Genomic DNA, 13,509 nt, shown 5'->3' on the forward strand with positions numbered 1-13,509 from the left:
GCGGGCCGTCCGGCCTACCGTGGGCGCGAGCGCGCACCGGTCACCGGACTCCCCGCGTCCGTCGGGCCTCCTCGCAGGTTCGCGCACGGCGGGCGGGAGTCCGCGTCGGCCCGGGTGCGCGGCGCGCGGGACCGTACGGGACCGGTGGCGCCGCCCGTGTCATGAAGCTGCCGCGGGCGGCGCCACCTCGCGGCGAATATGGCGAGATGCCGCCGACCGGCTGGTGAGCCCGCGTCCGCCGGGGCGTCAGCCTCCCGTGCGGGCGAGGACGTCTTCGAGGGTCTCCGCACGGCGCAGCGGCTCGAACGCGATGTCGCCCGCGGGGCCGACGCGCACGCCGTGGACGGCGGGGTCGGGAAGGCTGTTGTAGTGGAAGGGGGTGGAGGAGTAGTACGCGCCGGTGTCGAGGAGGCAGACGATGTCGCCGGGCGCGAGCAGCGGAAGGGGGCGGTCCCGGGCGAGCAGATCGCCGGCGAAGCAGCACGGGCCCGCGATGTCCTGCCGTACCGGTTCGCCCGCCTTGGGGCTGCCGTCGGGGTTGTGGGCGGTGATCCGCAACGGCCAGTCGGACGGCATGAACACGGTGCGGGCGGCCACCTGGGCGCCGGCGTGGGTGATGGCGACGGAGCGTCCGCCGGAGGTCTTGGCGTACTCCACGAGGGCGGCGGTGAACCCGTTCTTGGCCAGCAGGGAGCGGCCGAACTCGGTGACGACCCGGTACTCGCCGCCGAACAGGCGCGGCACACGTTCCTGGAGGCGCCGTGCGTAGGCGTCGAAGCCGGGGCCGGTGTCGTCGCCGCGGAAGTCGACCGGGAGCCCGCCGCCGATGTCGATGCCGCTCACCCGGCGGCCGGTGGTGCGGCCGACCTCGTCGGCGAAGGCCACGGCCCTGGCGACGCCCTCGGCGAGCAGTTCCGGCGGGCAGCCCTGCGAGCCGACGTGGGTGTGGACCCACGTCAGCCAGGGGCGGGCGCGGAACGCGTCGAGGAGGCGCCGGCGGTTTCCGTCGTCGTCCAGCGCGACGCCGAACTTGGACGTCGCGGTCGCCGTGCTCATCGCGGCGATGCGGCCGCCTCCGACCTGCGGGTTGAGGCGCACGCCGATCCGCGAGGAGGACGGACCGCGCGCGAGGACCGCGTCGATGCGGTCGAGTTCCTCGAAGCTGTCGGCGTTCACCGCGACCCCCAGCTCCAGTGCGCGCGCCAGCTCCGGGCGCGTCTTGGCCGGGGAGTCGAAGACGATCCGGTCGGGGGCGAAGCCGGCGGCCAGGGCCTGGGCCAGTTCGCCGGCGCTCGCGGCCTCGCAGCCCATGCCGAGGGCGCGCAGTTCCCTGAGCACGGGCACCAGGCAGTTCGCCTTCGCCGCGAAGGTGTGCAGGACGCTCACGGCGCCGGGGAACGCCGCGTGCAGCGCCCGCACGCTCGCGGCGACGCCGTCGAGGTCGACGAAGGCGGCCAGGACGGCGCGGTCGGGTGCGAGGAGCCCCTGCCGCACGGCCGCGCGCAGGACGCGTTCGCGTCGTCCGGCGGCGGAGGTGTTCACGTTCGTCATGGGCGTGCGCTTCCTCGTGGGCTCGTGGCGGACCCGCCGGCGGCCCCGCGGCCCGGACCGCGGCCTCGCGGCCCGGACCGCGGCCTCGCGGCGTCCCGCCCTGCGTGGCTGGGCGGGGGCACCGGGGTCACAGTCCGAAGAGGCGGGCCCCGTTGTCGTGGCACACCGCGCGCAGCCACCGCGGGCCGAGGTCCAGCCGCTGCAGGGCCTGGAGCTGACGGATGTACGGGTAGGGGAGGTTGGGGAAGTCGGAGCCGAGCAGGATGCGGTCGCCGAGGGCGGCCAGCCGGGGCAGGGCCGCCGCGGGGAACGGCGCGAGCCGCTCGGCGAAGTCGGTGAAGCTCATGGTCGTGTCCAGGCGCACCTCCGGGTACCGCTCGGCGAGGTCCAGGAACTCCTCGTACTCGGGCATCCCCATGTGCGCGACGATCAGGCGCAGTCGGGGGTGCCGGGCCAGCACCCGGCCGATCGGCTCCGGGCCGGTGTGCTTGCCGGGCGCGGGCCCGGAGCCGCAGTGGATCACCACGGGGACCCGCGCCTCGGCCAGCAGCCCCCAGGCCGGGTCGAGGAGTTCGTCGGCCGGGTCGTAGGCGCCCACCTGCACGTGCGCCTTGAAGACGCGCGCGCCCTCCTCGACGGCCTCGCGGACGTAGGCCTCGACGCCCGGCTCGGGGTGGAGGGTTGCGGTGTGCAGGCAGTCGGGGGTGCGGCGGGCGAAGCCGGCCGCCCAGCCGTTGAGCCAGCGGGCCATGCCCGGCTTGTGCGGGTACAGCATCGAGGTGAAGGCCCGCACGCCGAACTCCCGCAGCAGTTGCGCCCGTTCGGCTTCCTCGTGGCGGTAGGTGATCGGCCAGGAGAGACCGCCGGTCAGCGGTCCGAGCGCGTCGAAGTACTCCCACACCTTGCGCAGGACGCTCTCGGGCATGAAGTGCGTGTGGACGTCGACGAGTCCGGGCAGGCCGAGCCCGCTCCAGAACCGGCGGACCTCGGCGGCCTCGACGCCGGCGGCGTGGTCGGGGCCGGCGGCAAGCGTGGGGTGATCGTTCATGGCGTCCACGATCGGCCCGGCCCGGGGGGCGGGTCCACTGCCTCGCACCGGGGACCGGTGAGGAATGCGTCACGGGCGGCCGGGGCGGACGCGGTGGGCGGCGCCGGCAGCCGTTCGGGGAGCATGCGGGTGAACCGGGGCGAGGGCTCGACGCCCAGTTCCTCGCGCAGCAGACGGCGGAACGCGCGGTAATGGCGCACCGCCTCGCTGAGGTTGCCCTCGGCGAGATGCGCCGAGACGACGGCCCGGTGGGCGCTCTCGCGCAGCGGCTCGGCGCGCACGCTCGCCCAGGCCGCCTCCAGCGCGAGAGCGGGCCGGTCCTGCCGGACGAGCGCCTCGGCGAGGGCGTCGAGCGCGTGCAGCCGCAGTTGCCGCAGCCGTTCGCGCTCCACGAGGACCCACTCCTCGTCCCAGCCCGGCAGCAGGTCCTCGCCGAGCAGCGGGCCCGGCGGGGAGAGGGCGTCGGGCGGCGGGCCGCAGCCGCGCACCACGGCGAGCGCGGTCCCTACGAGGAGGTGGACGTCGACGTGCAGGGCCGGGGCGATCTGGAGGGAGTCCCCCCGGCAGTCGACGAGGGGCGGCTCGGCGCGGGGCAGCTTCCACAGGGCGGTGCGCAGACTGCCGCGGGCGTGCTCCTCGGTGACCTCGGGCCACAGGGTGCCGGCGAGGACGGTGCGGGTCGCCCTGTGGCGCAGTGCCATGAAGGCCAGGAGACGCTGGCCGTTGCGGCACGGTTCGGCGGTCCCGTCGGCGAGTTCCAGCCGGAAACCGCCGAGCAACCGCAACCGGGGCGGAGACGCCAACTGATCCTCCGTGGTGTTGCGCCGGCGAAGAACGGCGTGCGACGTGGGTCGAGGAGGGCTCCGTCACCAGTCTCCGCCCGGGCCCCGGGCCCGGCAACTCCGCGCCGGTGCGCCCGCTTCCGCGCCGCTCAGGGGATCTCCTGCTCGGCCCAGATGATCTTTCCGTCGGCCGTGTACCGGGCCCCCCAGCGATGGGCGAGCTGGGCCACCAGGAACAGTCCGCGGCCCCCCTCGTCCGTGATGCGGGCGTGCCGCAGCCGCGGGGCGGTGCTGCTGGCGTCGGACACCTCGCAGGTCAGGCGCGCGTCGCGGAGCAGGCGCAGCCGGATCGGCGGGGTGGCGTAGCGGACCGCGTTGGTCACCAGCTCGCTGACGATGAGTTCGGAGGTCATGGCGAGGTCGCCCAGCCCCCAGGCCGCCACCTGGCGGGTCGCGCGGGCCCGGACGTCGGCGACGGCGGCCGGCTCGGCGGGCACGTCCCAGGAAACGACGCGGTCGGGGGCCAGGGCGTGGGTGCGGGCCAGCAGCAGGGCGATGTCGTCGGACCGGGGCACGGGCACCAGCCGGCGCACCGCGGACGTGCACAGGGCGTCCAGGTCGCCGTGGGGTCCGGCGAGCGCCTCGCCGAGCCGGGTCATGCCCTGTTCCATGTCCTGGCCGGCCCCGCCGATGAGGCCGTTGGTGTAGAGGCCGATGAGGCTGTCCTCGGCGAGTTCGATCTCGGCGGCCTCGAACGCCATGCCGCCGAGTCCCAGGGGCGGCCCGGCGGGCGGTTCGGGGAAGGACACGCGCCCGTCGGGGGCGACGACCACCGGGGGCGGGTGCCCGGCGCGGGCCATCGTGCACCGGCGGGTGACCGGGTCGTAGACGGCGTACAGACAGGTCGCCCCGAGAAAGCCGGTCGAGCCCTGCGGTGCGGAGGAGTCGTCGGTGCGCTCGGCGCTGAGCCGCAGGACCAGGTCGTCGAGGTGGGCGAGCAGCTCGTCCGGGGGCATCTCCATGTCGGCGAGGGTCTGCACCGCGGTGCGCAGCCGCCCCATGCTGGCCGCGGCGGCGATGCCGTGCCCCACCACGTCGCCGACGACGAGGCCGACGCGCGCCCCGGACAGCGGGATCACGTCGAACCAGTCGCCGCCGACGCCGTCCGTGGGATCGGCCGGAAGGTAGGTGGAGGCCGCCTCCAGCGCCGTGCCGCCGACGAGTGCGTGCGGGAGCAGGCTGCGCTGGAGGGTGACGGCCGCGGTGTGCTCCCTGGTGTACCGCCGGGCGTTGTCGACGCACAGCGCCGCGCGCGCCACGAGGTCGCGGGCCAGCAGCACGTCGTCGGGCTGGAACGGGACGGGGTTGAGGGACCGGACGAACGTGGCCAGGCCCAGCGCGGTGTTGCGGGCCCGCATCGGCACGGAGATGAGCGAGTGCAGTCCGAACTCGTCGATGTGCGCCGCCCGTTCGGGCTGTGCGGCGGTCCACAGCTCGTCGGACCCGTCGAGCACCGGGATGAGGATCGGCTCGCCGTCGATGAGCAGGTTCGCGCCGTGCGGCGGGGGGACGAAGTCCACGCTGTCCCCGACCTGAGCGACGGCCTCCGGGCAGCCCTCGCGCACCGAGGCCATCCCGGCCCGGCGCATCACGGGCCGGTCGGGGGGCGGCCCGGCGTCGGTGAGCCAGGTGCCGTGTCCCTCCGTGCTGAGGACGGGTTCCAGGAGGTCGACGATGACGAAGTCGGCGAAGCGCGGGACGCAGAAGTCGGCGAGTTCCTGCGCGGTGCGCATGACGTCGAGGGTGGTGCCGACGCGGGTCCCCGCCTCGTTGACCAGCGACAGCAGTTGCCGGGCGGTCCACCGTTCGGTGACGTCCTGGACCATGTAGCAGACCCCGGCGGGGAAGCCGTCGGCGCCCTCCAGCGGGAAGAAGGACGTGGAGTAGGCGTGCCGGCGGTGGGGGTCCGCCCAACTCCAGCCGACGTATTCGTAGTCGGTGACCGGGGCGCCGGTCTCCAGGACCTTGCGCATGAGCTTCTCGAGGGCGACCCCCTGAAGACCGGGCAGCAGGTCGCTGAGCCGGCGGCCGAGCCGCTGTTCGCGGGGCACGCCGCCGAAGCGCTCCAGGGTGTCGTTGAGCCACACGTACCGCAGTTCGAGGTCCATCACCGCCATCCCGACCGGGGAGCGGGTGAGGAACCCGTCGAGGACGGACTGGCCGACCGCCCACCGGTGGCCGCGCTCGCGGGCCGAGACCAGGAAGCACTCCGCGCCGCCCACGTGGAACGACGCGGACACGCGCAGGTCGGCGTCGAGGGTGCGGCCGTCACCGCGGCGCAGGGAGACGACGCCGCTCCACCCCATGCCGGCCCGGCACCGCTCCGCGACGGCGGCCACCCGTGCCGGGTCGCGGTCCATCGCCACCAGTTCCGCCGCGGACCGGCCGACGACGTCCGCGGCCGCCCGGCCGAGGAGTGCCTCCGCCTGCCGGGTCCAGCCCTTCACGACGCCGCCGGCCGAGAGGATCGCCGCCGCGTCGGTGGACGCGTCCAGGAGATCGCCTGGACCTGCGGGCGTCGGGACCTCGAAAGCTTCTCGCGCAGAATCCATGGGTGCCGTCCTCCACAGGACCATGGTCCTGCTAGTCCGCCCGATGCGCACGGCGCCGGACCGCGCCCGCCACGGGCCGCCCGGCTACCGCACACGCCGTCCGGGAGGCAGCATGGAAGGGCCGGAGGAGGATCCGATGACATCCGACCCCATGTCCGACGGCGACGTGTACCGTCCGAGGACGCCCCCGCCCACCGGGCTGCTCGACGTGCTGAGCGTCTCCGCGATGGTCGTCGACTCCGACGGGCGCATCGTGTTCTGGACCCCGCAGGCCGAGGAGCTCATCGGGTACACCGCCGAGGAGGCGCTGGGCAAGTACGCGGCGCGGCTGTTCATCCACCCCGAGCACCTCAAGGCCGTGGCGAAGCTGTTCGCGGAGGTGCTGGAGACCGGCCGCAGCTGGGCGGGCGCCTTCCCCATCCGGCACAAGGACGGCAGCACCCGTCTGATGGAGTTCCGCAACATGCGGCTCCAGGACGACCTCGGGGACGTGTACGCGCTGGGCATCGCCGCCGACCACACCCTGCTCCAGCGGGTGGAGACCGACCTGGCCCTGTGCGAGCGGCTGATCAACCAGTCCCCGATCGGGCTGGCCCTGCTCGACCCCGACCTGCGCTACCTCCTGGTGAACCCGGCGCTCGCGACGATCGACGGCGTCCCCGCCGAGGACCACGTCGGCCGCCTGCTGGGCGAGACCCTGCTGCTGCCCGACGTCGAGACCATCGAGTCCGCGCTGCGCCAGGTGCTCACCACGGGCACGCCGCTGCTGGACCAGTACCACGTGGGCCGTCCGCCCACCGACCCCGACCGCGAGCACGCCTGGTCGCTGTCGTTCTACCGGCTGGAGGACCCCGGCGGCCGGGTGCTGGGCGCGGCCGCCTCGGTGGTCGACGTCACCGAACGGCATCGCGCGGCCGCCGAGGCCGACCGGGCCCGCCGCCGGCTGGCCCTCATCGCGGAGGCGTCCACGCGGGTCGGCACCACCCTGGAGGTGGAGCAGACCGCTCTCGAACTGGCCGAGATCGCCGTTCCCCAGCTCGCCGACGTGGTCGCCGTGGACGTCCTGGACTCCGCGCTGGCCTGTCGCCGTTCGCGCCGCCCGGACAACGGCCCGGAGCTGTTCCGCGCCCTGGCCCTGAAGGCGGGCCATCCCACCGTGGCGGTGCGCGCTGCCGACTCGCCCGGCGATCTCGCGGCCTACGACGGGGACCGCCTGGTCACCCTGTGCGTGCACACCGGCCGCCCGGTGCTGGTGCCGCACGTCGGCGACCGCGACCTGCCGCGGATCGCCCGGGACGCGGAGGCGGGCGCCCTGCTGGCCCGGGCCGGCGTCCACTCGTACCTCGCGGTGCCGCTGATCGCGCACGGGGAGGTGCTCGGCGCGCTCGACCTCAAACGCACCCGCAATCCGCTGCCGTTCGACGAGGACGACGTCATCCTCGCGGCGGAGCTGGCCGGCCGGGCCGCCGTGGCCATCGACAACGCCCGCTGGTTCCAGAGCGTGCGCAACACCGCCCTCACCCTCCAGCGCAGCCTGCTGCCCGACCACGCGCCCCGCCACACCGGCCTCGAGCTGGCCTCCCGCTACCAGCCCGCCCAGGCCACCAGCGAGGTGGGCGGCGACTGGTACGACGTCATCCCCCTGACCGACGACAAGACGGCGCTGGTCGTCGGGGACGTGATGGGCAACGGCATCGACGCGGCCGCCACCATGGGCCGGCTGCGCACCGCCACCTGCGCGTACGCGGACCTCGACCTCGAACCGGCGGCCGTGCTCCAGCACCTGGACAAGATCACCTGCGATCTGGAGCACTACATCGTGACGTGCCTGTACGCCGTGTTCGACCCCCGGACCGGGCGGTGCCTGGCGGCCAACGCCGGGCACATGCCGCCCGCGCTGGCCCGCCCCGGCCGGCGCCCGAGGCTGCTCGACCTGCCCGCCGGGGCCCCGCTGGGCGTCGGCGGCGTGCCCTTCGAGGCCACCACGACCGAACTCGCCCCCGGCGACCTGCTGGTCCTCTACACGGACGGTCTCGTCGAGACCCGGCACCATTCCATCGACGACCGGCTGGAGGTCCTGCTGAGCTTCCTGGACGAGCCGGAGCGCCCGCTGGAGGAGATCTGCGACCTCCTGCTGTACGGGCTGCGCCACCCCGAGGACCACGACGACGTCGCCCTCCTGGTGGCGCGGGCCACCGCCCCCTGACGGGACGGGGGCCGGCCGCTCACCGGGCGGCGCCCTCGGCCGGCCGCGGGGCGCCGACCGGCCCGCCGGCCGTGACGAGGGAGGCGACGTGGGCGGTGACCGTGTCCAGGACGCCGCTCCAGGCCTCCTCCTCGCCCAGCACGAGGTAGTTGAGGGTCAGGCCGTCGGTCATCGCGGCCAGGTAGCGGGCGAGCACGGCGACGGGCACCCGCAGTCCGAGGTCCATGTCGGCGCGGAGCTGCTCGATGAGGTCGGTGTAGGCCTCGCGGTACATCTCGTGCTGACGGCGCGCCAGGTGCTCGAACCCGGGCCGGCGCAGGGCGTACTGGGTGAGTTCGTAGGTCAGCATGTGCTCGTCGGGATGCGTGCGCACATGCTCCCAGTACGCCTGGAAGCCGGCCCGGACGGTGTCCTCCAGGGTCGCCCTGGGGCGCAGCGCCTCCTTGACCAGGGTCACGTAGTGGTCGGTGATGGTGGTGATGACGGACTCCACCAGGGCCTGCTTGGAGTCGAAGCAGTAGTGGAAGACGCTGAGGGACACGCCCGCCTCGGCGGCGATCGCCCGGGTCGTCGTCGTGGCGACGCCGTCCCGGGCCATGGCCCTGATGGCCGCTTCGGTCAGCTGACGGCGCCGTTCGGCCGACGGCATCCGTGGCATGAGCGTGTCCTTCGCGTTCGTCGCTGCGGTGGCCGTCAGCTGCTGTAGACGCCCACCTCGTGCAGCGAGTATCCCCAGTCGGTGCCGCGGCCCAGACCGTGCACCCGGACGTAGCGGGCCGGGGCGGCGGCGAAGGAGGCCGTGTCCAGGCCGCCGTCGCCCGACGAGGTGGACCAGACGGTCCGCCAGTTCGTGCCGTCGGCGGAGAGCTCGATGCGGTACGCCTTGCCGTACGCGCGCTCCCAGTCGAGGGTGACGCGGCGGACGAGGCCGGTGGCGCCCAGGTCGATGCTCAGCCACTGGTCGTCGCTCCAGTCGCTGGCCCAGCGGGTGCCGGGGTCGCCGTCCACCGCCCGGCCCGGCTGGTAGCTGGTGAAGGGGTTGGACTCCGACGAACTGGCCGTGGCCGCGGCCCCCTTGGCGAGGTTGACGCCCGCCTGGTGCCGCTCGGAGGCGCCCCAGGTGCCGAGGTAGGACTCGGCGCCCCGCAGGAGGTCCTTCACCACGTCCTGGCCGCCGACGCGCCGGATGTCCTCGATCCAGTCGGGGATCATGCCGACGTGGGCGGCTCCGTCGGTGTTGACGTCGAAGGTGCGCGAGCCGGTCGTCAGCCGGTCGACGACCGAGCCGCCGTCGGCGGTGCGGAACGGGTAGGTGACCTTGTCGGCGGCGTCGGCGCCGCGCGGGGCGGGGTGGTCGCCGATGCCGTTGAAGTCGGTGCCGTAGCCGTAGCCGACGCCGTACTTGTCCCGCAGCGCCTTGGTGCGTCCGGCGTCCGCGACGAACCCCTGCGAGCCGTGCATGTACTGGGCGACGAAGCCGCCGAGGGCGTAGACGCGCTCGGTCCAGTCGAGGTCCATCCAGCTGTGCGAGGAGATCACGCCGGGGTAGGAAGCGGCCTCGGCGATGTCGAGCACCCGGCCGACGGCCTTGACGCTCATGTGGTCGATCTCCAGCATCATCTTGCGTTTCATCATGCCGCGCGCCGCGTACTCGCCGAGCGCGGTGAGGCCGCGGGTGTTGCAGCGCGCGTTCGCGTCGTAGGACGGGACGCGGGTGCCCGCGGGCAGGTCGGACTCGGCCGCGGAGGCGGCGGTGCCGATGGGGTTGTCGGCTTGCGGGCCGGTGCACTTCTCGGTCTGCCAGAAGGTGCCCGTCGACAGGAACTGCCCGACGTTGATGGCCGTTCCGAGGCCGCCCTCGTCGAAGCGGACGCCGCACAGCGCGTTGTCGAACTTGTGGCAGAGGAACATGCTGCGCACGCCCAGCGCGTACAGCTCGTCCAGTCCCTTGTCGATGTCGGCCTTGCCGCACTGGGCGATGTCGAGGATCTGCTTGCAGCCGAACGGCTCGGAGGTCTCGACGCCGAGGACGACGGCGAGCTTGCCCTGCTTGATGACGTCGCGGGCCTGGGCGCTGTCGAGGACGATGCGGAACCAGCCCTTGCCGGCGCCGCCGTACTGCTTGTCGACGTACGCCTGGAGGTCGTAGGCCAGTTTCGCCTGGAGCCGGATCGAGGTCATCTCGTCGCAGCTGCGGTCCTTGAAGGGGTAGACGGAGCAGATCATGCCGTTGGTGACGAGGTCGTCGACGAGCACCCGCTGTCCGCCGCGCCAGGCCCGCTCGACCCAGGCGTAGTAGTTCGCCTGGTGGGTCATGGAGTCGTAGGCCGGCCAGTCCTTGAAGGTCGGCCAGCCGACCGGGTCGTGCTTGCCGTCGCCGCCGTGGGTGATGTAGTCGAAGATCGCGAGGGTGCCGTCCGGGTAGTGCTCGGGACAGTCCTTGAGGGCGTCGGCGATGCCGGCCTCGGAGAAGACCTTGCCGCAGATCAGGCGTCCGCCGAAGGCCTCGTTGGAGAACAGGTGGTTGTGGGCGTCGACGAACCCGCGCACGTTCCCCGCGGCGTCGGTGCCGGTGAACGGCTCGCCGGTGACGCCGATCTGCGAGTCGGGGTTCGGCCTGGCCGTGGGCGTCCACCAGTCCGAGCCGGCCGCCGAGCTGGGCGTGGGGCCGAGGACCGCCGCGAGGACGAGGAGGAGGAGCGAGACGACGGTGGCGTCGCGGCGTCTGCGGTACGGGCGTCCGGTCACGGTCACGGCCCACGTCCTTCGGTCGGGGGAAGGCGCGGTCGGGGGGAGCGTTCCGCCCACTCCCCCGGTTGTCATGACCGGCGCAAGATTGTGGGTCGAGGATCGCGACAGACTCCTTCCGAGTCAAGAGTCCGGGACGCTTGACCTGATAACCGCGACGCCGGCCCGAAATCCCCGCGCCCGCCCGCCGGTTGCCCGGACACCGGCCGCCGCCCGCACGGCCCCCGCCTCTCCCGACTCCCGGCTCCCGCCTCCCGCCTCCCGGCTCCGGGCTCAACGGCTCCCGGCTCCGGCGGGCGCGCCCCCGCGTCCGGACGCGGTCCCGCCGAGCGCTTCCCGGCTCCCCCGCCCGCGCGCACCGACCCCGAGCAGTGCCCGGCGGTGTTTTGAACACGTTCAAACTGGGGGTAGTGTCCTCTTCCGACAGGGAGGGGGCCTACCCGTGAAGATCGTGCTGCCCGGCGGGACCGGACAGGTGGGGACCGTGCTGCGCCGTGCGCTGGCCGCGGCCGGACACGAGGTCGTGGTGCTGAGCAGGCGGCCCGCCGGCCGCGGCGAGATCGCCTGGGACGGCAGGACTCCCGGGCCGTGGACCGACGCGGTGGACGGCAGCGACGTCGTCGTCAACCTGGCCGGCCGCAGTGTGAGCTGCCGCTACACGCCGGCCAACCTCAAGGCGATGATGGACTCGCGGGTGCACTCCGCGCGGGCCGTGGGCGAGGCGATCGCCGCCTCCGCCCGGCCGCCGAAGGTGTGGCTCCAGATGAGCACCGCCACGATCTACGCCCACCGCTTCGACGCCCCCAACGACGAGGCCACCGGCGTGATCGGCGGCGCCGAGCCCGGCGTCCCGGCGTACTGGGGCTACAGCGTCGACATCGCGCGGGCCTGGGAGGCGGAGCAGGAGAGGGCCGACACCCCCCGCACCCGCAAGGTGGCGCTGCGGTCCGCGATGGTCATGAGCCCGGACCGGGGCGGGGTGTTCGACGTCCTGCTGCGGCTGGTCCGGCTCGGACTGGGCGGGCCGGTCGCGGGCGGCGCGCAGTACGTGTCGTGGATCCACGACGACGACTTCGTCCGCGCCGTCGAGTTCCTCGTCGCGCGGGACGACCTCGACGGGCCGGTGAACCTCGCGGCCCCCTCTCCCCTGCCGCACCGCGCCTTCATGCGCGAACTGCGGCACGCCTGGGGCGTCCCGGCAGGTCTGCCCGCGACGAGATGGATGGCCGAACTCGGCGCCTTCGCCCTGCGCTCCGACACCGAACTGCTCCTCAAGAGCCGGCGCGTCGTCCCGGGCCGCCTGCTCGACGCCGGCTTCGCCTTCGACCGCCCCGAGTGGCCGCGGGCGGCCGCCGACCTCGTACGACGCGTGCGCGCCCGCTGACGGCGGCCGTCCCGGTAACCGCGTGAGGCCGTCACGCGAACCCGCCCGGGGACCACGCGAGCACGAACTAACCGCGCGGCTGCGAGCGACCCGGCGACCGTGCCCAGCCGTGCGGACGTGCGGGGCGTGCACAGGGGTCGCGGCCGTGCGGCCGTCACGCGGCTCCCGCGGGCGACGGACCATCGCGCGCACCGCGTCGGAGATCGGGCCGGTGACCGCCTCCGGCCGGGACACGGCCGCGCGGGATGAGGCCGTCACGCGAACCAACCCGAGGACCACGCGAGCACGAACGAACCGCGCGGCTGCGAGCGACCCGGCGACCGTGCCCAGCCGTGCGGACGTGCGGGGCGTGCACAGGGGTCGCGGCCGTGCGGCCGTCACGGGGTTTCCGCGGGCGACGGACCATCGCGCGCACCGCGTCGGGGATCGGGCCGGTGACCGCCCCCGGCGAGGACACGGCCACCGCCGACGCCGGGCGCCACGGGGTGCACGTGCGGGGTGGAGTGACCGTCCGGCGCGGGCCGTTGTCCGCCCCCGTCGCGTATCCAGGGCGGGTGCGCCGGGGCCCGGGACGGCTTCGACTTCGTCCCGGGCCCTGTGCGTCGTGAACCCCGGCGGGTGTCAGCAGAGGCGGCCGGTGTAGTGCGCGCCCTGGATCCTGGACGCCGAGCCCAGCCAGGTCGTGCCCGGTCCGACGCACCACTCGTGGTCGGGCGCGCGGGCCACCTCGACCTTGATGACCACCCGTGAGCCGTCGGAGGTGCAGTGGTTGTAGAAGGCGTCGGAACCGGTCTCGTAGAAGCCGCAGGGGTTGGCGGCGGCCGGACCCGCGGTGGCGGTCACCGCGCCGAGGGAGGCGAAGACGAGAGCGGCGGAACCGAGGGTGCCGAGCACCGTACGACGAACACGCACAGCAGAACTCCTTGCCGGGTGGGGATCGGGACCGGTCCCGGAACCGGGAGGCTCCGGGGCCGCCGATCGGCGGAATGGCTGCACCAGGATCGTCGCGGAACCGCCGAACTGCCCGGACGTCACGGGCCGTTCACCCCGCGAAACGATTCTCCGCTACGCCGTAGGAGTGATCCTTTTCGCGGGCAGGAGTCGGGTGCCCGGAGTGGGGGCAGGGCGGCCGGGTTCACCCGGCTGACCGCCCCGAGTGGTGGCGGCGCGCGCCCTGG

9 protein-coding genes are annotated in these 13,509 nt (G+C 74.1%); 2 read left to right on the forward strand and 7 right to left on the reverse strand.

The window, feature by feature from the left end; genetic code table 11:
• Positions 1–246: 246 nt before the first annotated feature.
• From OG802_RS04585 to OG802_RS04600, 4 genes are all read right to left on the reverse strand, one after another.
• Positions 247–1,551, reverse strand: a complete 1,305-nt coding sequence (locus OG802_RS04585) for a diaminopimelate decarboxylase (RefSeq protein ID WP_329407433.1) — start codon at positions 1,549–1,551, stop codon at positions 247–249.
• 127 nt (positions 1,552–1,678) lie between these two features.
• The gene (locus OG802_RS04590; RefSeq protein WP_329407435.1) at positions 1,679–2,599 is read right to left on the reverse strand and encodes an amidohydrolase family protein; all 921 of its coding nucleotides are present in this window, start codon (positions 2,597–2,599) and stop codon (positions 1,679–1,681) included.
• On the reverse strand, positions 2,596–3,402 hold the full coding sequence (locus OG802_RS04595) for an AfsR/SARP family transcriptional regulator (RefSeq protein WP_329407437.1): 807 nt from the start codon (positions 3,400–3,402) through the stop codon (positions 2,596–2,598). Before OG802_RS04595 ends, OG802_RS04590 begins: the two co-directional genes overlap by 4 nt.
• 128 nt (positions 3,403–3,530) lie before the next feature.
• Positions 3,531–5,993, reverse strand: a complete 2,463-nt coding sequence (locus OG802_RS04600; protein WP_329407439.1) for a SpoIIE family protein phosphatase — start codon at positions 5,991–5,993, stop codon at positions 3,531–3,533.
• Between the two features lie 136 nt (positions 5,994–6,129).
• Between OG802_RS04600 and OG802_RS04605 the strand changes: the two genes are divergently transcribed.
• Positions 6,130–8,199, forward strand: a complete 2,070-nt coding sequence (locus OG802_RS04605; RefSeq protein WP_329407441.1) for a SpoIIE family protein phosphatase — start codon at positions 6,130–6,132, stop codon at positions 8,197–8,199.
• A gap of 19 nt (positions 8,200–8,218) precedes the next feature.
• On the opposite strand, the gene OG802_RS04610 is transcribed toward OG802_RS04605, so the two are convergent.
• Entirely contained in the window at positions 8,219–8,857 is a 639-nt protein-coding gene (locus OG802_RS04610) for a TetR/AcrR family transcriptional regulator (protein WP_329407443.1), read from the reverse strand.
• Positions 8,858–8,892: 35 nt separating this feature from the next.
• Positions 8,893–10,953, reverse strand: coding sequence for a discoidin domain-containing protein (locus OG802_RS04615; protein ID WP_329407444.1), 2,061 nt, complete (start codon positions 10,951–10,953; stop codon positions 8,893–8,895).
• Positions 10,954–11,389: 436 nt separating this feature from the next.
• Between OG802_RS04615 and OG802_RS04620 the strand changes: the two genes are divergently transcribed.
• A complete protein-coding gene (locus OG802_RS04620; protein ID WP_329407446.1) occupies positions 11,390–12,331 on the forward strand; it encodes a TIGR01777 family oxidoreductase in 942 nt (313 codons plus the stop codon).
• Between the two features lie 621 nt (positions 12,332–12,952).
• Here the strand turns inward: OG802_RS04620 and OG802_RS04625 are convergent.
• Positions 12,953–13,243, reverse strand: a complete 291-nt coding sequence (locus OG802_RS04625) for a DUF6355 family natural product biosynthesis protein (protein WP_329407447.1) — start codon at positions 13,241–13,243, stop codon at positions 12,953–12,955.
• Positions 13,244–13,509 lie beyond the last annotated feature (266 nt).

This window comes from Streptomyces sp. NBC_00704, from assembly GCF_036226605.1.
In the GTDB taxonomy this organism is placed as follows: Bacteria; Actinomycetota; Actinomycetes; order Streptomycetales; family Streptomycetaceae; genus Streptomyces.